The 21,861-nt window shown below is 62.7% G+C and carries 19 protein-coding genes and 1 pseudogene; 15 read left to right on the forward strand and 5 right to left on the reverse strand.

What is annotated here, in order from left to right; genetic code table 11:
• Positions 1-88: 88 nt before the first annotated feature.
• A complete protein-coding gene (treA, locus tag RI103_RS25940; protein WP_310818478.1) occupies positions 89-1,762 on the reverse strand; it encodes an alpha,alpha-trehalase TreA in 1,674 nt (557 codons plus the stop codon).
• 171 nt (positions 1,763-1,933) lie between these two features.
• Here treA and RI103_RS25945 point away from each other — a divergent pair.
• Positions 1,934-2,142: pseudogene (locus tag RI103_RS25945) on the forward strand (EamA/RhaT family transporter); the annotation flags it as partial.
• A 314-nt stretch (positions 2,143-2,456) separates the two neighbouring features.
• Positions 2,457-3,428: a hypothetical protein gene (locus RI103_RS25950; protein ID WP_310818479.1), complete on the forward strand. Its 972-nt coding sequence runs from the start codon at positions 2,457-2,459 to the stop codon at positions 3,426-3,428.
• Positions 3,429-3,470: 42 nt separating this feature from the next.
• Here the strand turns inward: RI103_RS25950 and surE are convergent, their stop codons facing one another.
• On the reverse strand, positions 3,471-4,250 hold the full coding sequence (gene surE / locus RI103_RS25955) for a 5'/3'-nucleotidase SurE (protein ID WP_310818480.1): 780 nt from the start codon (positions 4,248-4,250) through the stop codon (positions 3,471-3,473).
• Between the two features lie 256 nt (positions 4,251-4,506).
• Here surE and RI103_RS25960 point away from each other — a divergent pair, with 256 nt between their 5' ends.
• Both RI103_RS25960 and RI103_RS25965 read left to right on the forward strand, forming a co-directional pair.
• Positions 4,507-5,676, forward strand: a complete 1,170-nt coding sequence (locus RI103_RS25960) for an epoxide hydrolase (RefSeq protein ID WP_310818481.1) — start codon at positions 4,507-4,509, stop codon at positions 5,674-5,676.
• A gap of 512 nt (positions 5,677-6,188) precedes the next feature.
• Complete coding sequence (locus RI103_RS25965) at positions 6,189-7,163, forward strand: hypothetical protein (protein WP_310818482.1); 975 nt, start codon at positions 6,189-6,191, stop codon at positions 7,161-7,163.
• A gap of 61 nt (positions 7,164-7,224) precedes the next feature.
• On the opposite strand, the gene RI103_RS25970 is transcribed toward RI103_RS25965, so the two are convergent.
• Positions 7,225-8,310: a TIGR03118 family protein gene (locus RI103_RS25970; protein ID WP_310818483.1), complete on the reverse strand. Its 1,086-nt coding sequence runs from the start codon at positions 8,308-8,310 to the stop codon at positions 7,225-7,227.
• A gap of 120 nt (positions 8,311-8,430) precedes the next feature.
• Positions 8,431-9,834 carry a PLP-dependent aminotransferase family protein gene (locus tag RI103_RS25975; RefSeq protein ID WP_310818484.1) on the reverse strand — a complete coding sequence of 468 codons (1,404 nt, stop codon included), beginning with the start codon at positions 9,832-9,834 and terminating at the stop codon, positions 8,431-8,433.
• 393 nt (positions 9,835-10,227) lie between these two features.
• On the opposite strand from RI103_RS25975, the gene RI103_RS25980 reads away from it, so the two are divergent.
• The 3 genes from RI103_RS25980 (at position 10,228) to RI103_RS25990 (ending at position 13,542) form a co-directional block, all read left to right on the forward strand.
• The gene (locus RI103_RS25980; protein ID WP_310818575.1) at positions 10,228-11,457 is read left to right on the forward strand and encodes an FAD-dependent oxidoreductase; all 1,230 of its coding nucleotides are present in this window, start codon (positions 10,228-10,230) and stop codon (positions 11,455-11,457) included.
• 137 nt (positions 11,458-11,594) lie between these two features.
• A complete protein-coding gene (locus RI103_RS25985; protein ID WP_310818485.1) occupies positions 11,595-12,746 on the forward strand; it encodes a branched-chain amino acid ABC transporter substrate-binding protein in 1,152 nt (383 codons plus the stop codon).
• 181 nt (positions 12,747-12,927) lie between these two features.
• Positions 12,928-13,542, forward strand: coding sequence for an HAD family phosphatase (locus tag RI103_RS25990; RefSeq protein WP_310818486.1), 615 nt, complete (start codon positions 12,928-12,930; stop codon positions 13,540-13,542).
• Positions 13,543-13,563: 21 nt separating this feature from the next.
• On the opposite strand, the gene RI103_RS25995 is transcribed toward RI103_RS25990, so the two are convergent.
• Entirely contained in the window at positions 13,564-14,472 is a 909-nt protein-coding gene (locus RI103_RS25995; RefSeq protein ID WP_310818487.1) for a LysR substrate-binding domain-containing protein, read from the reverse strand.
• A 160-nt stretch (positions 14,473-14,632) separates the two neighbouring features.
• On the opposite strand from RI103_RS25995, the gene RI103_RS26000 reads away from it, so the two are divergent.
• The 8 genes from RI103_RS26000 to RI103_RS26035 all read left to right on the forward strand — a co-directional run bounded on the left by RI103_RS26000 (position 14,633) and on the right by RI103_RS26035 (position 21,861).
• The gene (locus RI103_RS26000; RefSeq protein ID WP_310818488.1) at positions 14,633-14,968 is read left to right on the forward strand and encodes a metalloregulator ArsR/SmtB family transcription factor; all 336 of its coding nucleotides are present in this window, start codon (positions 14,633-14,635) and stop codon (positions 14,966-14,968) included.
• Positions 14,965-15,414 (forward strand): SRPBCC domain-containing protein, encoded by a 450-nt coding sequence (locus tag RI103_RS26005; protein WP_310818489.1) that lies wholly within the window; start codon positions 14,965-14,967, stop codon positions 15,412-15,414. The genes RI103_RS26000 and RI103_RS26005 overlap by 4 nt, the downstream gene beginning before the upstream one ends.
• A gap of 39 nt (positions 15,415-15,453) precedes the next feature.
• The gene (locus RI103_RS26010) at positions 15,454-16,092 is read left to right on the forward strand and encodes a glutathione S-transferase family protein (RefSeq protein ID WP_310818490.1); all 639 of its coding nucleotides are present in this window, start codon (positions 15,454-15,456) and stop codon (positions 16,090-16,092) included.
• A gap of 10 nt (positions 16,093-16,102) precedes the next feature.
• Positions 16,103-16,342, forward strand: a complete 240-nt coding sequence (locus RI103_RS26015; protein ID WP_310818491.1) for a hypothetical protein — start codon at positions 16,103-16,105, stop codon at positions 16,340-16,342.
• A 98-nt stretch (positions 16,343-16,440) separates the two neighbouring features.
• Positions 16,441-17,454, forward strand: coding sequence for an aldo/keto reductase (locus RI103_RS26020; RefSeq protein ID WP_310818492.1), 1,014 nt, complete (start codon positions 16,441-16,443; stop codon positions 17,452-17,454).
• A gap of 603 nt (positions 17,455-18,057) precedes the next feature.
• Positions 18,058-20,241 (forward strand): M1 family metallopeptidase, encoded by a 2,184-nt coding sequence (locus tag RI103_RS26025; protein ID WP_310818493.1) that lies wholly within the window; start codon positions 18,058-18,060, stop codon positions 20,239-20,241.
• 298 nt (positions 20,242-20,539) lie between these two features.
• Positions 20,540-21,484 (forward strand): metallophosphoesterase, encoded by a 945-nt coding sequence (locus tag RI103_RS26030; protein ID WP_310818494.1) that lies wholly within the window; start codon positions 20,540-20,542, stop codon positions 21,482-21,484.
• A 32-nt stretch (positions 21,485-21,516) separates the two neighbouring features.
• Positions 21,517-21,861, forward strand: a complete 345-nt coding sequence (locus RI103_RS26035) for a cupredoxin domain-containing protein (RefSeq protein ID WP_310818495.1) — start codon at positions 21,517-21,519, stop codon at positions 21,859-21,861.

Here is a 21,861-nt window from a genome sequence, read left to right on the forward strand (position 1 = left end):
GGAGCGGCGGCTCGGACAGGTCATTATACTGTGTTTTTATACAGTACTCGTGGCCTGTCATGCGCGCGGGGCCGCCCTCCGCACGGACTCACTCGCCCGGGCTATACAGGTCGAGCAGCTTGAGCGTCACGCCATTGGTCCAGCCGAAGCCATCCTGCAGCGGATATTCGCCACCGCCGCCGCCGCCCGTTCCCGCACCTTCCACCACGTATTTCTCGACCAGCTTCTGATCGGACGCATAGACGCCTTTGACATCGGTGAGGAAGCGCGTGCCGATCTGCTGCGCGAGCGCGTCCTGGCCATAGCGCTTCAAGCCCTGGATGGCGGCCCAGTGCAGCGGCGCCCAGCCGTTCGGCGCATCCCACTGCTGCGTCGTGTTGTAGGTCGTCGTGACGAGGCCGCCCGGTTGCAACAAGGTCGACTGCACCTGTTTCGCTGTCTTGAGCGCGCGCTCCGGCCACGCCGCTCCGACGAAGAGCGGAAACACCATCGCCGCGGTCTTGTTGTCGCGCGGTTTGGCGAGTTGCCAGTCGTAGTCGCCGTAATAGCCGTTGGGATTCCACAGATAGCGGTTGATGCCGAGCGCACGCTTCGCGGCGCGTTGCGCGAATTCGCCGACACAGCGGAAATCGCGCGTCTCGCCGCAACCTTTGGCGATAGTGATCTCCAGATGGAACATCAGGCTGTTCAGGTCGACCGGAATGATCGACGTGGTGCGCACGGTCGCGAGCGTCATGTTGTCGCCGAACCAGCGTGAGCTGAAATCCCAGCCGCTTTCGGCGGTCGCCCGCAACTCGCGGTAGACGTCGTTGGGATTGCGGCCGGTGGCCTGCTGGGCGGTCTGGATGTCCTCCAGATACGATTCATCGCGCGCCGTGTCGAGCTCATCCCAGTAGCGGTTGAGCACCGTGCGATCCGGCATCACGACGACATTGCGCGTGGCCGAGCCGGGTTGCGTGGTGTTCTCGCCCTGCATCCAGTACGCGTATTCGTTGCGCAACGCCGGCAAATACTTCTGATAGACGCCGTGGCCTTCCACCTTCGCCGCGAGCTCCACCATGTGCGAGAAAAACGGCGGCTGTGAACGGTCGAGATAGTAGGTGCGATTGCCGTTCGGAATGTGGCCGAAGGTTTTGATCTCGTAGGCGAAGTTGTCGAGCATATCGTCGACGAGATTTTCGTTGCCCGATTCCTGCAGCCCCAGCATCGTGAAGTACGTGTCCCAGTAGTAGCCTTCGCGGAAGCGGCCGCCCGGCACCACATACGGTTTCGGCAACGGAATCAGCGAACTGTTCGGCGGCGCGCTGGTAGTGGTGCGGGTCAGCGCGGGCCACAGCCAGTTGATGTGCTCACGCAGCGTCTGATTGGCGGGCGGCGTGATGACTGGCTCGCTCGGCGGCGTGAAATATTTATTGACGAACTTCGCCAGCGAAAAACCGGGGTTGTTCTTGTGCTGCTCGTACAGTTGCACGATTGTGGCGGGATCGATATTCGGCGTCGCATCGACGAAGGTCTTCTGGTCGGGATAGATCTGCGCGGTTTGCACCGCGACGAAGAGATCGCCGTAGAGTATGTCGGGCGCGGGCGGAAGCGTGCCGCCCACCTGGGTGTCGGCATGACAGACGCCGGCAAGACTGATCAGGAAAACGAAGCTTGAAGCGGCGGCTATGCGGTGCAGCCTGGTGGATTCAGCCGTTGGGAAAGAGGTGCGAGATGCGGTGCCGGCGCGGCCGAAGTCGCGCAGTTGCGATGACTCAATCATGTCTCCTCCAGAGGAATGGACAACAGGATTGGTCTGCCTCGCGCCCGCTATTTCTTCTTGGGATGACCAGGGCGTGGCTAGCATCGCACAAATTACAGGGCGTTACAAACGGCTATGCGAGCGGCATGCGCGACCGTGCATTCGCTGCGCTGCACAAGCCGGGCCGGGGCGCTCAAGCCGCGCGATGCCGTGGCCGGCGCGGTCGGTTTTGTCGGCGTTGTGTTCGTGGTACGCGCGGACGGCTTGCATTCGAACTGGCTCGGCCCGTCCTGCTGATGTCGAGCGCCTTCTTCGGCGCGCTATCGATCATTCAGATCAAGCGCATTCGCGCCTCCGACGATTCGGGCACCACGGTGCTGTGCGCGCTGGCTTGCCGAACTTCCCACATTGCTTCGCAGTTCAAAATATCGTCGGGAAAAATGCGCATTGAAGCTGGCTTTTTCGGCCAATCGGGCATGCACAATCGGACGATTCGACGCCTGAATAATATAAATAGAAAATGGGTGAGTCCAGTTCGCGTGCGCCTTCGTACGTCACTTGATCGGTCGAACCCGCGGTCGAATCCGCGGCGCGAACTCGCGGTCATCGCGGCGGCGTCGAATATGCCCGTTCGCCGCTAACCCTCTGATGAATTCGGCACACGTTTTGTGAATCCGCGCACGCGCACGTAACACGGCTGGAAGAGGGATACGTCATGTACAGCGAACCCAGGAAGATCGTTCTCGCAAGCCTTGTCGTCAGCGCGGTTGCAATCGCCGCCTATGTAGCGCAGTCCGGCAAACCCTGGCCGTCGAGGGACGAATTCGGTTCCGCGCGCGGTGACACGTCGGCTTACCGCACGCGCGGCGACACCATCAGCGGCGCCGTCATATCCGGTCCGGTCATTGCTCGCAGCGCTTCGAGCAGCGCGATGGCCGGCAGCCCGCAGCCGGCGCGCAACGGTCTGCAAGGCAACAATCCTGCCGCCGCGCAGGCGCAACCGGTCGCGGTTCGTTCTGCCCATCAGGACGACGAGCAGGTTCGCGCACTGCAAAAGGAAATGCGGGCGCGCGCGAATAACGAGCAACGTGCACTGGCGGCGGCGCGAGTCGAGAAGACGCCGCAGTCCGCTTCGAAGCCAGCACACGTGTCTTCGTCGACGAAGCACGGCCGGTCGCGTGAAGGCCGCTATGCGGCCCGCGAACACACGAACCACGCAGCGGGCTATGCGCAGAGCCAGGAGGCGTTGGACAACCTGGTAGCGCGCCTCGATCGCCATAGCGCGCCGAACGTGAGAACGCCCGCGGCCAGCGGACCGGCTATGGCAAGTCAGCCGTCGTCTATCCAGGCAGGGATGAAAGTGACGCAGAGCGCGAGCAGCGCACCCGTTGCGGCACCGGCAGCGGCGGTCGAACAGGGGGCGCAAAAACCGCCAGTGGTATCGCCTGTGTCAGCGCAGCCACAAGCCGAACTGGCCACACAAACCACGCTGCCATCACCGCCGTTGGTTCAGTCCACATCGTCCGGCGGCACGGCGGTGAAAACCGACGACGGCCCGAAAACACGCTCGCAGGTGCGCGCGGAGATCGTTCGCGCCCGGCAGAACGGCGGGCTTCCGGCGTTCGGCAATCCCGACCCCGCGGGGCCGGGCGGGGCGCCGAGCCTTACTGGCGCGCCCCGTCCGTGACGGCTGTGCGAACCGACCATCAACGGAAGGTTAACCAGAGATTCAATTCAGCGAAGCCGCGAGCCGCGCGAAGGTGGGTTCGTCGGTGCGATCGAAGGCGAGCGGCGTGACCGACACGCGCGCCGAAGCCACCACGGCCGTTTCGCTATCGGGATCGTTCGCGCGTGCGCCGCGTTGAAAGCGCAACCAGTGATAGGCCATGCCGCGCGGATCGACTTGCGGCAACACGTCGATATCTTCAACGAGTCCAACGCCCTGGCGAGTCGGCGTGAGCGGACCGGCAAGCGCTGCGTCGACATCGGGAAAGTTGATGTTCAGACAGGTCGGCACGGCATGCTCGATCGCGAGCAACTGGCGGATCACGCCGGGCGCAAGCGCACGCGCGGTGTCCCAGCGCACGTTGTCGCGGTTGCTGAAAGTCTGGCTCAGCGCGAACGACGGCAAGCCGAGCAACAAGCCCGTCATGGCGGCGCCGACGGTGCCTGAAAACATGGTTTCGACACCGAGATTGCCGCCACGATTGATGCCGGAAAGAATCAGCGTGGGCGGCGCATCGCGCATCAGGTGGCGCACGCCCATCACGACGCAATCGCCGGGCGTTCCGGCCACGCCGAAGCGCCGCTCGCCCTGGCGGCTCACACGCAACGGCGAATGCAGGCTGATCGAATGCGACGTGCCGCTCTGATCATGCTCGGGTGCGACCACCCAGACTTCGTGCGCGAGCTCGGCGGCAACGGCTTCGAGCACGGCGAGGCCGGGCGCGTCGATACCGTCGTCGTTCGTCAACAGGACCCGCGGCACTTTGGTTTCATGGGCAGACATCGCAGCAAACTCCTCTCGGTGGGTAAGGGAAGCCTCATTATCCAGCTATCGGCCGGCGCGCGCGTCGCAGCAATCCGGACAGAGCGAGCGCTTGAGGCACAGCAGTCTCCAGGACGCAAAACAGAAAATGCGCCATTGTGTACCATGCGGATTACCTCGTGCCTGCTCGCTGCCTCAGTGGACAAACTGAGCGAGGCGTGGACTTTTCTGTTTGAGTTTGATTCGCACATCAACCTTCACACGGTCCCGAATTGCCATGCAAATACAACCGTTCCAGATTGCCATCGCCGATCACGATATCGACGATCTTCGCCGGCGTATTCGCGCGACACGCTGGGCGCCGGCGACGCCGTCGCCCGCCTGGCAACAGGGTGTCGAATCCGCATGGCTGCGCGAACTGGCTGAGTATTGGGCGGAACGTTTCGACTGGCGCGCGGCCGAACGCGGCCTGAATCAGCAGCCGCAATTTCTCGCGGATGTACACGGGCAGCGCGTGCATTTCGTCCATCGCCGTGGCGCGGGCCCGGCGCCTTATCCGCTCGTGATCACGCATGGCTGGCCTGGATCGTTCTTCGAGTTCCATGCCTTGCTCGATCGACTGTGCGACCCGACCGCGTCCGGTGGTGATGCTGCCGACGCCTTCGATGTCGTCGTGCCGTCGTTGCCGGGCTTCGCGTTTTCGCAGGCGCCCGCGCAGCCCGGCATGTCCGCGTTTCAGGTGGCGGATCTGTGGGCGTCGCTGATGCAAGGCCTCGGTTATGAGCGCTTCGGCGCGCAGGGCGGCGATCTCGGCGCCGGTGTGTCGATCGCGCTCGCCGCGCGGCACCCGCAAGCTGTCGACGGCATTCACCTCAACTTCCTGCCGAGTTCGTATGAGCCGGCCATCGGCGCGGCGCAGAAACCGCTCACGGCGGCGGAGGAAAACTTCCTGCGGGAGAAAGACGAGTGGGCCGCGCTCGAAGGCGGTTATGCGCACATGCACAGCACCAAACCGCAGACGCTGGCTGCGTCGCTCAATGATTCGCCCGTGGGGCTGGCGGCATGGATCGGCGAGAAGTTTCGCGCGTGGAGCGATTGCGAAGGGGATGTGGAGCGAGTGTTTTCCAAAGACGAGCTGCTCACCAACATCTCGCTCTACTGGCACACGCAATGTATCGGCCCGGCGGTGCGGATGTACTGGGAAAATCGCTTGCAGCCGATGCGCTTCGCCGAAGGACAACGGGTCGTGCCGCCCGTGGGTTTCGCGCACTTTCCGAAAGAGATCAATCACCCGCCGCGCAGTTGGCTGGAAAGAACTTTCGACGTCTTGCAATGGACCGACATGCCGGCCGGTGGTCATTTCGCCGCGATGGAAAAGCCCGATTTGCTCGCCGCCGAAATTCGCCAGTTTTTCAGGCCGTTGCGGCAGCAGCGACGCCAGTCATAACGCGGCCGCGACCTTGGACCGCACTGCCGGGGAAAGCGCAAACGAATCGGACACGGCGGAATAAGGCTTTCGAGTGTCGTAAAGTTACGAACGCGTGGATGTGAAAACGCGTGTTTTGCCAATCGTAAGCACATCGACGGAATCGCTAACGGGTAAGTTATTCGCCACTCTGAATAGCGGGTCCGCAATTATTGCGCGATGCCGTTGGTCCACGTGAACATGCGACAGCATCCGCGTCATGTCTCTCTGCCTTTTGGCGGAAAGGCGATGCAAGGACGTGAAACGATAGACCATACGTGATGCCTGATACCTGCGCCCCGGTTCATCCGATTCCATCGCCGCAGATCAGCGTGCCCGGCTCGAACGTGACGGCAGGATGACACGAGTCGCGGCTTCAATACTGCGCAGCTTGCGGGGGCTTCTGTGCCCCACGTAAGAACATGTGATCAACCTCCGACAGTAACGGCAGCGCTCAATAGGCGATCCGTCGCTCACTCGTGCTGAGGAGCAATGTGAATCTTTTTCCTTGCACTCTCGTTTATGTAGATGCCGATGCGAAGCCGGGTCCCAACTCGACCAATCGCGATCCACTCTCGTACGTGAGCCAGGCAATCTGCCTGAATAACAGCTTGCGGCGCGTGGGCATGCCGACCTTGACCATCATGACCAACGCGCCGGATCTGGTCGCGCGCCGGCTCGAGGGCATGCCGACGGAAAATCGCCCGGCAGTCACGACCCTCACGGCGACGATCGAGTTGCCGAAGAACACGCCGTTCTACGCCGCGCATTTCAAACTCGATCTGCTGGACCAGGTGGCGGAGACCTTGCCCGCCGACACGATGATGTTGTTGCTCGACGCCGACATGGTGGCGCTGCTTCCGCTCGACCACGCGCTAGTCGAACGATGTGCGCAAGCGGGCCTCGGCGTATTCGATATTTCGGATCAGGTGTTTCCGGCTTACGGCAGCGTGCGCGTGGTCGCGGATCTGGAGATCGTCGCAGACCAGCAGTTGAGAAATCCGCGCTGGTACGGCGGCGAATTTCTACTTGCGACACCCGCTTCGTTGCGCCGGTTGGTCCCGCGCGCGCGCGCCAGTTACGCACGCTATCTCAGCGAAAGCGAACGCGTGAGGCACCACGGCGACGAAGTGTTCATCTCGGCCGCACTCAATGCGCTCAGCGACGAAGGGCACGTGCTGATCGAAGTCGGCGCCTATCAGGCCGTGGGGCGTCATTGGCCCGGCAACAACTATCGCGACTTGCGCTGGTTTCGCTGCTGTTCGTTCGTCCATTTGCCCGGCGGCAAGTCACTGCTCGAAAAAGAAGCGCGCTTCGACGATTTTGTGCCGGACCGTTTCTGGCGGCACATGCGCGTGGCGCATCTGCGTGGCCGCGTGCGCCACGCGGTCAAGCGGATCGCGAGAATGCTGAGCGTGGAGCGGCTCGCGACGCGCTCCGCGTATGCGCTGCGCGGCGTGAAGAGCTAGCCGCGTCAGTCACATGCACATGCGGTGCGCGCCCGCACCGCGCGCGCCGCTCGCGCGCTCGTCACATCTTCACATCGATGCGTCCATAGACTCCGTTCGCTTCGTCATTCGGCCCGGCGGCGAAAAACAGCGTATTGACCGGCTGATTGCTGAGCCCATTGCCGAACGCGATACCCCACAGGCCGTGCTGCACGAATGACGTGTTGTCAGGCAGATTGATGGCGCCGAGCGATGCGCCGCTCGCCGGGTCGAAGGCGTTGATCGTGCCGTCACCGAAGTTGCCGATCAGTACGTCGCCACTGAAACGTCCAAAGTTGGCCGGCGCCTGCGTGACGCCCCACGGCGCATTCAGCACGCCCGCCGAGGCAAAACGTTGCAAGAGGTTGCCCGCGGTATCGAAGACATCGACGAAGCCGAGGCCGGCGCCGTCGACGTTGTCGTGCGCCTCCGCGTCCTGCTTCGCGTAGGTCACGAAGAGCTTCGCGCCGATTGCCTGAATGCCGAACGGCGCGAAGCCCGCCGGAATCGACGCGTCCTGGAACTTGCCCGGTGTTGAAACCTTCGCGAAGCTCTTGTCGAAAACGTCGATTCTGTTGTTGTGAAAGTCGGTGGCGTAGAGGAAGTTGGCGCCGCCGTTGCTGGCTAGCGCGAGGCCCTTGTAGACCGCAGCGCTGCTGCCGCTGTCGAATACGACAAAGGCGTTGGTGGGCGCGACCGTCGGCGCCCACGCGGTGATCGTGCCGCCTTCGCCGGCAAAGATGAATGCGCCCACGCCTGATTTGCCGCCCTGGGTCACCACGAAGTCCGTGGTGCCGTTGAACACGATGCCGGTCGGATTCGCCGGACCGTTGACTCCATTCGGGATACTGACGACGAGCGATTGCGGCGTGCCGTTGCCGTCATAGAGCGTCGCCACCGAGGTGGCGTTGTCGGCCACCCAGACGAAACCCTTCGGATTGAACGCTACGCCCCACGCGTTTTTCAGGTTGGGATCCGTATGCGCCGCCGGGACGGCGCCGTCCGATACGAGTGCCGTCGACGTGAACGATTGGCTATTGACCGAATCGCCCCCGCCACACGACGCGACGAGACTCACCAACGCCACGCCGCCCACTATGACGCCCAATGCTTTAAGCACAGATTTCATGGCCGCACCTCTCTGTCATGACAGATGGTCACTGCGCCTATTGAACGCACGGCGTTGCGGCTTTATTCCTTTGGCGGAGAAGTTTTTTTGATCAATGCGTGATGGCCGTTGGCCCGCGCGTCATATCGTGCCGAACAGTGCGCGCGGACGATCCTTGAGTGTGCCGGTCAACAGCCGCAGCGCGCTCACGAGCTGATCGCGACTGGTCGCGCAGGCGAGGTTGATCCGTACCCCGTGTTCGATCTCCGATCGGTCCACGGCAAACGCCGACGACGGCATGACCACGACGCCGCGCGCCTTCGCATTCGCCGCGAAATCGTCCGCGCGCCACGGCGGCGGCAACTTGAGCCACACGAACATGCACGCCGGATCGGTCTGCAACAACTCCTGCGGCAACAGCTCGCGCGCAAGGTCCTGGCGCGCGCGAATCTCGGCGAGCTGCGCGTCCATGATGTGGCGTGCGGTGCCGTCCTCGATCCAGATCGACGCGATCAGCATCGACATCGGCGCCGGCATCCATGCGGTGGTGCGCACGGCCTCCGCGCACAACGCGGCGCTGTCGGGTGGACTCAGCAGATAGCCGAGCCGCAGGCCGGGAGCGAGGATCTTCGAGGTGGCCGCGAGGTGGAAGGTGAGTTCCGGACACAGGCTCGCGATCGTCGGCAGACGTTGCGAGACGAGCGGGCCATACACGTCGTCCTCGATGATCGCCACGCCGTGCCGCCGTGCAATATCGACGAGCGCCATGCGGCGTTCCAGACTCATGGTCGTGACAGTTGGATTCTGCAGATTCGGCACCGTGAAAATCGCCTTTACCGGCATGCGCCGGCAGGCGCGTTCCACTTCGTCGGTCAGCAGTCCGTCGCGATCGCTAGGGATGCCGACGATCTCGAACTGGAACACCGGTGCGAGCGCTTTGAGGCCGTAGTAGGTGAGCTGGTCGGCGAGGATCACGCCGTCGGTGCCGATCAGGCTGTTCAGCACCGCGTACAAGCCATGCTGCGCGCCGCTCGTGACGACCACGTGATCGGCCGCCGGTGCAAAGCCCGGCGCGGCCATCCAGCGCGCGCCGGCCGCGCGCGCCCACGGGGGGCCTTGCGGCGGCTGGTACTCCTGCAACTGCGGGTAGCGCGGATCGCGCGGCAAGTCGGCCAGCGTGCGGGCGAGGCAGTTCAGAAACTCGCCCGTGGCCGGACGGTTGACGGTCAGATCGATCGCCGCGTTGCTCGCGGCCTGCGCGGGTTCCACGCTCGGCATCGCGCCGCCGGTCACGAGCGAGCCGCGCCGTTTGCTGCCGATCACCAGTCCGCGCAGCTGCAATTCCTTGTATGCCCGCGAAACCGTCGACACGTTGATGCCCAGTTCAGTGGCAAGTTGCCGCTGCGGCGGCAGGCGGCTGCCAGGCGGATAGATGCCGCTGCGAATCTCGTTTTCGATCGAACTGGACACCTCGATATAGGTGGAGCGTTTCGCTTGCTCCGGCGCGCCAGCGACGGAGCGGGCGGCGTCTTTGTCAGAAGCCATAAGATCAGGTGTCTCCATACAAAACCCGCTTTGTCCGCAATTGTGCGGAGGTGTGCCGATTCTATACCACACATGCCTGACTGCAAGCCTTCAACCGATTGCCCATGGAGCCACGGCGCGCTGGCAAGGAGCGCACCCGCGGTCATCAGGGAAAGTGCCAGGGCCACACAATGTGCGTTTTAATTGCACACAAAAAAATATTGTGTGATTCTAGGTGTCATGGTTTGTCTGGTGGCGCGAATCAGGAGCGTCGCCGGATTGTGTCCGGCAATCTGTCAGCAGGAGTTGTCCGATGAGCTTTCCCGAATCCTCCGCACGCGACGCCGCGCCGAAACTCGGCGCCGGCTCCTTTATCGGATTCGCGCGCATTGGCCTCGCCGAAGGGCGCAAATGATGCCGGAGATTGCCATCATCGGCGCGGGATTCATCGGCCTCGCGAGCGCCGCGGCGTTGATGCGCGACGGCCATCGGGTCACGCTGTTCGATCCCGCCGGCGTGGGGCAGGGCGCGTCGTTCGGCAATGCCGGCACCTTCGCGCACTATGCGTGCATTCCGGTCAACAATCCGTCCGTGTTCCGTGATTTGCCGCGCTTTCTGTTCTCGAACCAAAGTCCGTTCAGACTGCGTTGGGGGTATCTGCCGCATCTCGCGCCGTGGCTCGCGCGCTTCATGATGAGTTCGTTGCCGCGCCGCTACGAAACGAGCGCCGGCGCGCTCGCCGCGCTGCTGGATTGCGCGCGGGACGGCTACGCGCCGCTGCTCGCCAATGCGGCGCTGGCGCGTTTCGTCCGGCCGCGCGAATGTCTTTATCTGTATTCGAACGCAGCTTCGTTCGATGCCGCGCGTCCCGCGCTCGATCTGCGGCAAAAACTGGGCGTCGTTTTCGATGTGCTCGACGGCCCCGCCATTCGCGCGCTCGAACCGGCGCTGGCGCCGATCTTCGAGCGCGGCGTGCTGTTCAGCAATAGCTGGCACTTTTCCGATCCGCAAGGCTTTCTGCAGACACTTTATGAGCAACTCGCCGCGCAGGGCCTGAAGCTCGAACGCTCCACTGTTGATGCGGTGCAACCCGGCGCGGACAGCGCGAGCTTGAGCGTTGGCGGTGTGGCGCGGCGTTTCGATCACGTGGTGGTGGCGACCGGTGCGCGTTCGGCCCATTTCGCCAGCCAGTGCGGCGACCCGGTTCCGCTCGACACGGAGCGCGGCTATCACGTGCGCTTTCCCGGCGCGCAACACCTGGTGTCGCGGCCGGTCGGCTGGGCCGAGCGCGGTTTCTACATGACGCCGATGAGCGACGGCTTGCGCGTGGCGGGCACGGTCGAACTCGCCGGCTTTGGCGACACGCGCAACCGCTCGCTGCTCGATCTGCTGACGTTTTCATCGAAGCGGGCGTTGCCCGCACTCGATACGCCGGATAGCAACTGGCTCGGCTTTCGCCCCACGTTGCCCGACGGCGTGCCGGTGCTCGCACGCTCACGCGCGAGCGAGCGTGTGATTTACGCATTCGGCCATCAGCATCTGGGTTTGACGCTGGCGGGCGTGAGCGGACGCATCGTCGCCGATCTGATCGCACGGCGTGCGCCGCCGCTCGATCTCGCGCCATACGCGGCCACGCGCTTTTGATTGCAGCGGAGGCCAGGTTCGGAGTCGTTTTTTTCAGGGTTTGAAGCAGGCATCGCAGAGCGGTTTCGACGCGTCGCGCATCGGATCGGCCAACCTGCACACACACGCGCGACGTCACATCTCGCAAGGAGCGCATCATGAATCGCCGCTATTGGCTGTTGAGTGCCACTGTCTGTGCACTCGCCACGTATATGCCGTTGTCGTGGGCCGCCGACCCCCAGATCGTCAAGATCGGTTTCGTCGGACCGTTGACCGGGCCGGTTGCCCGTGTCGGCAAGGACTTGCAGTACGGCGCGCAGTTGGCGCTCGATGAAGAGAACGCGAAGAACCCGGTGATCGGCGGCAAGCCGGTCAAGTTCGTGCTCGACGTGCAGGACGATCAGGCCGATCCGCGCGTGGCGATTCAGGTCGCGCAGAAACTGGTCGATGACGGCGTGGTCGGCGTGATCGGCCATTACAACTCAGGCTGCAGCATTCCGGCGTCGACGGTCTATCACCAGGCGAACGTGGCGATGATCACGCCGGGCTCGACCAATCCGCAATTGACCAAGCAAGGCTTCAAGAACGTGTTTCGTACGATGGGTCACGACGGTATCGGCGGCGTCGTGGCGGGGCATTTCGTGGTGGAGCAGATGAAGGCGAAACGCATTGCCATCATCGACGACCGCACCGCGTTCGGACAGGGGCTCGCGGATGCGTTCGAAAAGGGCGTCAAGGAAGCGAACGGCAACGTGGTCGATCGGGAATTCACCAACGATAAGGCGGTCGATTTTCGCGCCATTCTGACCACGCTGAAAAGCAGGAACGTCGACCTGATTTTCTTCGGCGGCCTGGATGAGCAGGGCGCGATGCTGGTCAAGCAGATGCGCTCGCTCGGCATGTCCGCGCAACTGTTCGGCGCCGGCGCGTTGAAGAGCAACGCGTTCCTGCAGATCGCCGGCACGGCGGGCAACGGGACGCAGGATCTCGAACCTGGCCCGGCGCTCGACAAGCTGCCTGCCGCGCAGGCGTTCGGCAAGCGCTACAAGGCGCGCTTCAATCAGGATGTCGAACTGTACGCGCCGTTTGCCTATGACGCGGCGCTCGCCATGCTCAAGGCGATTCACGCCGCCGACTCGCTCGATCGCGCGAAGATCGTCGACAGCCTCGCCAAGGTCACGGTCACGGGCGTGACCGGCAATATCACCTTCGATCCTTATGGCGATCTGATCAAGCCGCCGTACACCTTGTTCCAGGTTGAGCAAGGCCAATGGAAAAGCGTCAAGACCGTAGGCGGTAGCGGCGCTTGATGGCCTGTCCGGAGGCAGGCCGTATCTGGCTGCTTTGCTGAGGTCCGGGAAAAAACCGTGACGCCGGCCGTTGCCGGCATTCATGGTTTTGTCGAGGCACAATGGAAACAGGCAACCGTTCGGCGTCATCGCGCCGCGCGGTTGCTTCATTTCTGAAAGCTTTCGACGCGAGGCCGGCAGCATGACCGCATCCATCACGCTGGTTCTGTTCGACATGGAAGGTGTTCTGTCCCACTATGACCGCGCCGCGCGGGTCGATCATCTGGCGGCGACCGCGGGTTGCACACCGGACACGGTGCGTCATGCGATCTGGGACTCCGGGCTCGAAGCGCGAGCGGACGCAGGCCAGATCAGCGATGACGCGTATCTGCGCGAACTGGGACTGCTGTTGAACTACCCGGTCAGTCGCGACGACTGGTTGGCCGCGCGCCACGCGTCGATCACGCCGAATCACGAAGCGCTCGCGCTCGCCGCCAAAGTCGCCGAGCGGCATCGCATTGCGGTGTTGACGAACAATTGCCGCTTGTTGACCGATCACATCGCTCAGCTGAATCCGCCTGTCGCGCGGTTGTTCGGCTCGCACGTTTACTCGTCGGCGGCGTTCGGTGCCGCGAAGCCGGCGGCGCAAACCTATCTGCGTTGTCTGGCGCAACTCGGCGTGCCCGCGGCCCAAACGCTTTTCGTCGACGACACGGCCGCCAACGTAACCGGTGCGATCGATGCGGGACTGCAAGGGCACATGTTCGTCAGCGTCGGCGCATTGTCGGACGAACTGCAGCGTCGCGGCTTGATATAGCGGAGCCGATGGGTCTCGAGTTCACTCCCCGCTGAGGTCCGGATTCTGCTGCACCAGTTCGTGCACCCATTCGCTGAACATCCGCACGGACATGCTCAAACGGCGGTGCGGATAAAGAATCGAAAGCGGCAATGGCGCGCAATGGCAGTCGCGCAGAATCTCACGCAGCGCGCCGGATTCGAGCGCCTTCGCCACCATGAAACGCGGCGTCTGGATCAGGCCCAGGCCTTCCACGGCGGACGCGACATACACCTGGCCTTCGTTGACCGCGAGTTTGCCTTCGATCGGTCTTCTGATGAGCACGCCGTCGGCTTCGAACTCCATCGGATAGACGCGGCCCGTGCGCGCGGAAAAATAATTCACCGCGTGATGCCGGTCGAGGTCGTCCGGCGTGACGGGCTCGCCCATCCGTTCGAGATAGGCCGGCGCGGCGCAGATCGTCATGCGCACGCTGCCGAGCGAGCGCGCCACCAGGTTCGAATCGTCGAGTACGCCGATGCGGATCACGCAATCGACGCCTTCCTGCACGAGATCCACGTTGCGGTCAGCCAGCCCCAGCTTCACGGTGATGTCGGGATAGCGCGCGTTGAAATCGCGCATCACTGGAATCAGCACGTGAGACGCGAACGTGGAGGACGTGTCGACGCGGACCGTGCCGCGCGGACTCTGGCGTTTGCTCGATAGCGCCGACTCGGCGTCGGAGACCTCGGCGAGAATGCGCGCGCAGTATTCGTAGTAAAGCGCGCCGTCGTCGGTGACCTGCACGCGGCGGGTCGTGCGATTGAGCAAACGCACGCCCAGATGGCTCTCCAGATTCTGCACGACCGTCGACACGGAGGCGCGCGGCATTTCCAGCGAGTCGGCCGCTTTCGAAAAACTCGACGCGTCCACGACGCGCTTGAACACTGCCATGCCTTGAAGAAGGTCCATACGGTGCTGTCCTCTCGAAGCTGAGCGAAGCGCTACTCGCGAATCGTTGGAATGATAGCCGTGGCGCGTTGGTAACGGACAGTGCGAAGCGGCCTACGGGTTCACGGAGTCGCTCGCAAAAAACCTTGACTCCCGGAGTTCACGGCCTATAGTTCACCATATGGTAAAGTCTCCAGTCAGTCAACTCGATCGTACGTTTTCCGCCCTCGTGGATCCCACGCGGCGGGCCATCCTCGCGCGTCTCGAGCGCGAGCCCGGTCTGTCGGTCACGGAAATCGCGCGTCCGTTGCCGCTCAAACTGCCCGCCGTCATGAAGCACCTCGACGTGCTGAGCGACGCGGGTCTGGTGGCGCGCACGAAAAGTGGCCGAACCGTCTCGGTCGAACTGGTTGCCGGCCCGATGGAAGAAGCAATGGCGTGGTTGCGACGCTACGAACGCTTCTGGTCCGCAAGTCTCGACCGGCTCGCCGATTTTGTTGAGAGGAACGACGAATGAATGAAAAGCCCAGCCTGACCATCGTGCGGCGCATCAAGGCGCCACCTGCAAGAGTCTACGCAGCATGGACGCGGCCCGAACTCATGGCGCGCTGGTGGGGGCCGGACGCCGGGCCGGTATTGAGCGCCGAAGCCGATCCGCGCGTGGGCGGCCGCTTCCGCGTAGTGTTCCAGACGCTGGATGGCGAAACGCACGACTGCCGCGGCGAGTATCAGGAAGTCGAAGCGGACCGCAAGCTCGTCTTCACGTGGGAGTGGGTCACGCTGCCTGAGCGTCGGTCGCTGGTGACGATCCGGTTTCGTTCGATCGAAGAGGGCACCGAGCTGCATTTCACCCACGCGCAGTTCTTCGATGAGGCCGCGCGCGACGGTCATCAAACCGGCTGGAGCGGTGCATTCGAGAAGCTGGACGCACTGATTGCCGAGCTGGAAAGCGAAACTGAATGAAGCACATTCCACCGAAGTCAACGCATACTGAGGTCGACCATGAAGCTTTACTATGCTGAAACGCTGTCTCCCAGAAAATCCTGCGCGCTGGCGCAATATCTAGGCTTGCCAATCGACTACGCCTTTGTCGACCTGGCCAAGGGCGAGCAGACCCGGCCGGACTATCTGGCGATCAATCCGAACGGCAAGGTGCCCTGTCTCGTCGACGGCGAGAAGATCGTTTGGGAAGCAGACGCGATCTTGTGCCATCTTGCGCAGCGCGCGGAATCCCCACTCTGGCCGCGCGGCGCGCAGCAGCAGATCGAAATCGTGCGCTGGTTCAGCTGGAATAGCCAACATCTGCTCCGGCATGCCGGCGCGCTTTACTTCGAATACCTGATCAAACCGTGGGTCGGGCTCGGCGAGCCCGACCCCTCGAAGGTCGCCGAAGCGCAAGGGTTTTTCCGCAAGCACGCTGCCGTGCTCAACCAGCATCTGAAGGGACGCAAGTGGCTGCTGGGTGATGACATGTCGGTCGCGGATTTCTCGGTCGGCATCGCGTTACCGTATGCAAGAAGCGCGGCGATGCCGGTTGAAGAGTTTGCGGAAGTGGTGCGTTGGCACGATCAGTTGAACGCGATCGACGCATGGCGCAATCCGTTTCCCAAGCGGCAGGAACGCGCCACGGCGAACGCGTGAAGGAGGAGTCATGTGCTGCGCGATTGTTGCACTCACCATGACCTTACTGGCCAGCTGGCGCAGCGTGTCGGGGTCGCTCGCCGGCCGCGGCGGGTGGCTGCGACGGATTGCGATCGTGGTTATCGCGATCGGCGCCGCGGCGGGGTCCGCGACGGCTGCGGATCGGTTCGCGGTGGCCGGTGGCGGAGAACAATCGTCGTTGATCGCGCGGCTGGGCAGCATGCCGGTTTGCGGGCACTTTATACGCTAGTGCGTGTTGCGTGTTGCGCCTTGTGCGACTCCAACGTGCTGTGCCGATTTCCCGTATCGTACGGAGTCACCGTATTGCGCGCGAATCGAGGGCACGTCATGGCACTTTCGTCGAAAACCGCTGTAGAGCTTTCCGGCAGACGCCGTTTCCTCCGCGCGGCTCGCAGTACCGCAATCGGCTTGTCGGCGTCGCTCGCATTGCCGCGACTGGCGGCGGGCCAAACACCAACGGCAACACCAACGCCAACGCCCCAGTCGCAAACCGAACCCACCACCACGCCGCTGCCACGCATGGCGCAACGCGTGATTCCGGCCACGGGCGAACGCTTGCCCGTGGTCGGCTGCGGCACATGGCGGACCTTCGATGTCGGCAACGATCCCGCCGGCCGCGCGCAACTCGCCGACGTGCTGCGCATTCTGTTCGAAGCCGGTGGTTCGGTGATCGATTCATCGCCGATGTACGGCTCGTCGGAAGCCGTCGCCGGCGCACTGCTCACGCAACTGAACGCGCACAACAAAGCCTTCGTCGCCACCAAGGTCTGGACCGAAGGACGCGAGGCGGGCATCACACAAATGGAAGAATCGCTGCGCCGCTTTCAGCAGCCGCGGATCGATCTGATGCAGGTGCACAACCTGCTCGACTGGCGCACGCAACTCGCCACGCTGCGCGACTGGAAAGCGCGCGGCCGGATTCGCTATATCGGCATCACGCACTACACGTCGAGTGCTTTCGACGATGTCGCGGCCGTCATGCGCAGCGACAAGCCCGACTTCGTGCAGATCAACTACGCCGCCGACGACCGCGCCGCCGACGCGCGCATCTTGCCGCTCGCGGCGGAGTTGGGAATCGGCGTCGTGATCAATCAGCCCTTCGGTGGCGGCGGCCTGCTGGCACGCGTCGGCAAAACGCCGCTGCCTGCGTGGGCCGCGGAAATCGGCTGCACGAGTTGGGCGCAGATTCTTCTGAAGTTCGTGCTCGCGCAGCCGGCAGTGACGGTGGTGATTCCAGGCACCGGGCGTCCGCAATACATGGCGGACAACGTTCGGGCCGGTTCGGGTCCGTTACCCGACAAGGCGATGTGCGCGCGAATCGTGGCAGCGCTGAATGGCTAGCCGATCGTTTTTCGCGTATTGTTCGCGGTTATTCTTTTGTGAACTCTCCAGCTAGTTCAAATTAATACCTCGGTCGAGGTTATTCGCTCGTGCCGTTGCGCCTTAGCACGATACCGCGCAATGAAAAATAAAGTTTTCCGTAGTCGCAAGCGATATTGCGATTCGTAGAGGATTAACTCGGTCCATTACTGAAGCCATTCGGTTTGCATACGCAAAGCACGAGATAAAGAAAGATTGTGAAAGGAAGTTGACACGGGAACGTTTGCCAAACTAGGCTACGCACTGTCGTCGAAAACTGACCTCGGTTTAATGCACCTTAATCCGCCTGCCCGGAGACGCAGGTAAGCCGCCGCTTTGCCGGTCAGCCGGACGATCGAATGAAGGCCAGGAAATATGGCCCAGACTTTCGCTTTGAAAGCATTGTAATAGACGTGTGACGCAATTCTAAAATCAGCCGCAAGTGCTGAGGCGTCAACACGTCCCTATGTTCTCGCTAGCAATTCGGTGCTAGTGCGGGAGACCTTTTTCGCTGAAAAAAAGAGAAAACCAGCTTAAGCACTCAACGCACTTTCTTTTGCCGATATTGTCAGTCGAGGATTAATCATGCGTATAAATTTCCGATTGCAGATGCAGTGCCTTGCACTAGCCGGAATTGCGGTTCTGGCGGGATGCGGCGGCGGCGACCGCTCGTCTTCCTTGACGAGCAAATCCGGGCAGGCGCCCGAGGCGGCGTCAAGCGCCTCCGAAGTGGCGCTGGCCCCGCCCGCCACGCCAGTCGTGGCGGACACATCGATCAACAAGACGGTGCCGCCGGTCGAGTTGCCCGACACGGTCACGCCGGTCAACTACAAGCTGTGGTTCCGGCCCAACCCCGCACTGTCTTCCTTCGACGGCCGCGCCGACGTGCAGATCAAGGTGCAGAAGGCCGTCAACGCGATCACCATCGCCGGGCACCGGGTCAAGTTCACCAACGGCACGATCACGCTTCAGCCGGGCAACATCGCGTTGATCGCCACGCCGCAGGACGACGGCGATTTCTATCAACTGCGCCCCGTGAGCGGACAGATCGCCGCCGGCAACTACTCGCTGCACATGGAGTGGAGCGGCATCATCAACTTCAAGACCTATGACGATCCGATCGCCAAAACCGGCGGCAGTTGCGGCGACGATCCCTATCCGGGTTGCTCCGCGGCCGAAGGCGTGTTCCGCGTCGATCTCAAGGCGACCGACGGCACGACGAGCGGCGCGATCCTCACGCAAGGCGAATCGAACCTGGCGCGGCAGTGGTTCCCGGGCTGGGACGAGCCGGCTTTCCGGCCCACCTACGAGGTCAGCGCGGAGGTCCCGCGGAACTGGAACGTCGTCTCGAACGCGGCCGAGAAACCTGCGGTGAACGTGGATAGCGGCTACAAGCTGGTGTCCTTCGAGAAAACGCCGCCCATGCCGTCGTATTTGCTGTTCTTCGGCGGCGGCCAGTTCGACATTCTCGAAGACGACTTCACGAGCCCGCTGCCCGACGGCAAGGGATTGCATCTGCGCATTTTCACGCCGCCCGGCATGCGTGACTGGGCCAAACCGGCCATGCAGCAGACCAAGCAGGCGCTGGACTACTACTACCGCTACACCGGCATTCCGTTGCCGCTAACCAAGTTCGACACGATCGCGGCCAACGACGCGTTCAAGGAGCAGAAGGACCTGAACTTCGGCGGCATGGAGAACTGGGGCGCCATTCTCGAATTCGCCGACGACATTCTGCCGGCGCCGGGCACGACCATGTCCGACTACGGCGTGACGGTGCTCACGCACGAAGCCGCGCATCAATGGTTCGGCGACCTCGTCACGCTCGACTGGTGGGACGACGTCTGGCTCAACGAGTCGTTCGCGACGTTCTTCGAGAACAAGACCAAGGTGCGCTTCTTCCCGGACCGTTTCAGCTGGGTCGACGACGTGAAGAACAAGTACGCCGTGATCAATGCGGACCTGAAGTCCACCGCGTTCCCGGTGCAGCCGAACTTCAACGGCTGGGCGTCGAACGACTTCGTGCTGAGCGCGAGCGCCTTTACGTACGACAAGGGCGGTCACGTGCTGAAGATGCTGGAAAACTACCTCGGCGAAGAAGTGATGCGCAAGGGGTTGCAGTCGTATCTCGCGGACTATTCGTTGGGCAACGTCACGCCGAAGCGTCTGTGGGACGAACTGGCGAAGGCGAGCGGCCAGCCGATGGTGGCGATCGGCGACAGTTTCGTGCGGCAAACGGGGGTGCCGCTGATCTCGCTCGATACGCAGTGCGATCTGACCACCAATCAGACCGTCGTTACGCTGAAACAGTCGCCGTTCCCGAATCAGAATCAGTATCCGGGTACGCAGTGGACCATTCCGTTGACGCTCGCGTATGGCGATGGCCTGACTTCACACAAGACGCTGGCGATGAAGGACACGCAAACGCAGGTGCGTCTGAACGGGTGTTCCGCGGTGCTCGCCGATCCGAGTGGTCTCGACTACTACGTGACCAACTACAGCAACAGCGCGTGGAGCCAGTTGCTCGCGCAGGGTAACGCGCTGAAGGATCCAGTCCTGCTGACCAGTCTGCAACTCGAGGCGAAGCTGCTGGTGAACAACGGTCTCGCGGACCCGTCGCGCGTCACCAGCATTGGCTCGCTGAGTCCGGCGGCCGCGCCGCTCGCGCGTCAATTGCTGATGACGGCGCCGACCACGCAATCGCAGCGTCCGACGATCCGCTTTCAGGGTAAGTTCAAACTGAAGCCACAGGCGCAGCAACGCCAATAAGCGGCAGGGTTGGGTAGTTCGGCGGCCCGCATCGTGATGCAGCGATGCGGGCCGCTGTTTCATTGGCACTTCATGTGCCGCGCCGAATCGAGCCGCCGCACTGCGGGAGCGTAAGTATTTACGGCATCGGGCGAAGCAGGCCGCGACTGGCTGCGCGCGGCTGGCTCCCCTCCGCTTCAAAACATTGGATCGAAGCTGGAATAAAACCAGCGCCAACTCAGTCATGCCTGACGAACCGACTCGCGAGGGCCGCCGGATGATCCACGGCTCGGCTGCGACTCTTTATCGTGAGGTCAACATGTCGTCACATCATTCATTCGACGCGTCGCGGCGCGGCGCACTGAAGTGTCTTGCATTCGGTGGCCTGGGCACCGTGTTCGTTCTGGCGGGCGGCATTCTCACGCCGGTGGAACTGGCGCTCGCCGCCGACCGGAAATCGTCCGCGGCAGCAACGGGTGTGCCGCTTTTTCTGCAGATCAGCGACTCGCATATCGGCTTTAACAAGGAAGCCAATCCGGACGTGGCGGGCACGCTGAAGCAGACCATCGAGTACGTCAACGCGATGCCGGTCAAGCCCGCGTTGACGATCCATACCGGCGACATCACGCATCTTTCCAAGCCCGCGGAGTTTGATCTCGCGGCCCAATTGATGTCCGGTCTGAACATCACGGAACTGCACACGGTGCCCGGCGAGCACGACGTGACGGACGGCCCCGGAACCGAATACTTCAGCCGCTTCGGCAAGGCTTCGGACAACAAGGGCTATTACAGCTTCGACCATCAGGGCGTGCATTTCGTCGGCCTCGTCAACGTGATGCATTTTAAGCCGAACGGCCTGGGCGGGCTCGGCGACGAGCAGCTCGAATGGCTTGAAAACGATTTGAAAGGACGCTCGTCCAGCATGCCGATCGTCGTGTTCGCACACATGCCGATGTGGACGATCTACGAGCCGTGGGGCTGGGGCACCGGCGATGCGGGCCAGGCGATGAGCTACCTGAAACGCTTCGGTTCGGTGACCGTGTTGAACGGCCACATTCATCAGATCGTGTCGAAAGTGGAGGGCAACATCACCTTCCATACCGCGCGCTCGACGGCTTATCCGCAGCCAACCGCCGGCAACGGCCCGGGCCCCGGACCGTTGACGGTGGCCAGCGACCAGCTCCCGAAAATGCTCGGTGTGACCAGCATCAAGATCGCGCGGCATCCCCTCAAGGCCACGCTCGACGACACGACGCTCGTTTGACAGTCCGTTCTTTTTATCGCAGGAGACCAGTTATGCAAACCAGTACTCTTCGTCGCGCCTTGCTTGCCATGGCCGCAAGTTCGGCGTTGTTCGCCGCATCGTCCGGGTTTTCCGTGGCGCGAGCGCAGACGCCGAACGCGGTCGTCATCAAGAACTTCATGTTCTCGCCGATGGACCTCACGGTCAAAGCCGGTTCGACGGTGACCTGGAAAAACCTCGACGGCGAGCCGCATACCGTCGTGAACGACGCGGGCATGTTTCGCTCCGCCGCGCTCGACCAGAACGACACCTACCAGTTCAAGTTCGACAAGCCCGGCGTCTACAAAGTGTTCTGCGGCATCCATCCGAACATGAAGGAGACCATTACCGTGCAGTGA

The sequence above is a fragment of the Paraburkholderia sp. FT54 genome (assembly GCF_031585635.1).
GTDB lineage: Bacteria > Pseudomonadota > Gammaproteobacteria > Burkholderiales > Burkholderiaceae > Paraburkholderia.

Excerpts from the sequence above, each read along its gene's own strand:
- RI103_RS26015 (WP_310818491.1), top strand. The coding sequence starts at position 16,103 with ATGTGCTGCGCGATTGTTGCACTCACCATGACCTTACTGGCCAGCTGG.
- RI103_RS25985 (WP_310818485.1), top strand. The coding sequence starts at position 11,595 with ATGAATCGCCGCTATTGGCTGTTGAGTGCCACTGTCTGTGCACTCGCC.
- RI103_RS26025 (WP_310818493.1), top strand. The coding sequence starts at position 18,058 with ATGCGTATAAATTTCCGATTGCAGATGCAGTGCCTTGCACTAGCCGGA.
- RI103_RS26010 (WP_310818490.1), top strand. The coding sequence starts at position 15,454 with ATGAAGCTTTACTATGCTGAAACGCTGTCTCCCAGAAAATCCTGCGCG.
- RI103_RS25980 (WP_310818575.1), top strand. The coding sequence starts at position 10,228 with ATGCCGGAGATTGCCATCATCGGCGCGGGATTCATCGGCCTCGCGAGC.
- RI103_RS26030 (WP_310818494.1), top strand. The coding sequence starts at position 20,540 with ATGTCGTCACATCATTCATTCGACGCGTCGCGGCGCGGCGCACTGAAG.
- RI103_RS25950 (WP_310818479.1), top strand. The coding sequence starts at position 2,457 with ATGTACAGCGAACCCAGGAAGATCGTTCTCGCAAGCCTTGTCGTCAGC.
- RI103_RS26035 (WP_310818495.1), top strand. The coding sequence starts at position 21,517 with ATGCAAACCAGTACTCTTCGTCGCGCCTTGCTTGCCATGGCCGCAAGT.
- RI103_RS25975 (WP_310818484.1), bottom strand. The coding sequence starts at position 9,834 with ATGGCTTCTGACAAAGACGCCGCCCGCTCCGTCGCTGGCGCGCCGGAG.
- RI103_RS25960 (WP_310818481.1), top strand. The coding sequence starts at position 4,507 with ATGCAAATACAACCGTTCCAGATTGCCATCGCCGATCACGATATCGAC.
- RI103_RS25970 (WP_310818483.1), bottom strand. The coding sequence starts at position 8,310 with ATGAAATCTGTGCTTAAAGCATTGGGCGTCATAGTGGGCGGCGTGGCG.
- treA (WP_310818478.1), bottom strand. The coding sequence starts at position 1,762 with ATGATTGAGTCATCGCAACTGCGCGACTTCGGCCGCGCCGGCACCGCA.
- RI103_RS25990 (WP_310818486.1), top strand. The coding sequence starts at position 12,928 with ATGACCGCATCCATCACGCTGGTTCTGTTCGACATGGAAGGTGTTCTG.
- surE (WP_310818480.1), bottom strand. The coding sequence starts at position 4,250 with ATGTCTGCCCATGAAACCAAAGTGCCGCGGGTCCTGTTGACGAACGAC.
- RI103_RS25995 (WP_310818487.1), bottom strand. The coding sequence starts at position 14,472 with ATGGACCTTCTTCAAGGCATGGCAGTGTTCAAGCGCGTCGTGGACGCG.
- RI103_RS26020 (WP_310818492.1), top strand. The coding sequence starts at position 16,441 with ATGGCACTTTCGTCGAAAACCGCTGTAGAGCTTTCCGGCAGACGCCGT.
- RI103_RS26005 (WP_310818489.1), top strand. The coding sequence starts at position 14,965 with ATGAATGAAAAGCCCAGCCTGACCATCGTGCGGCGCATCAAGGCGCCA.
- RI103_RS26000 (WP_310818488.1), top strand. The coding sequence starts at position 14,633 with ATGGTAAAGTCTCCAGTCAGTCAACTCGATCGTACGTTTTCCGCCCTC.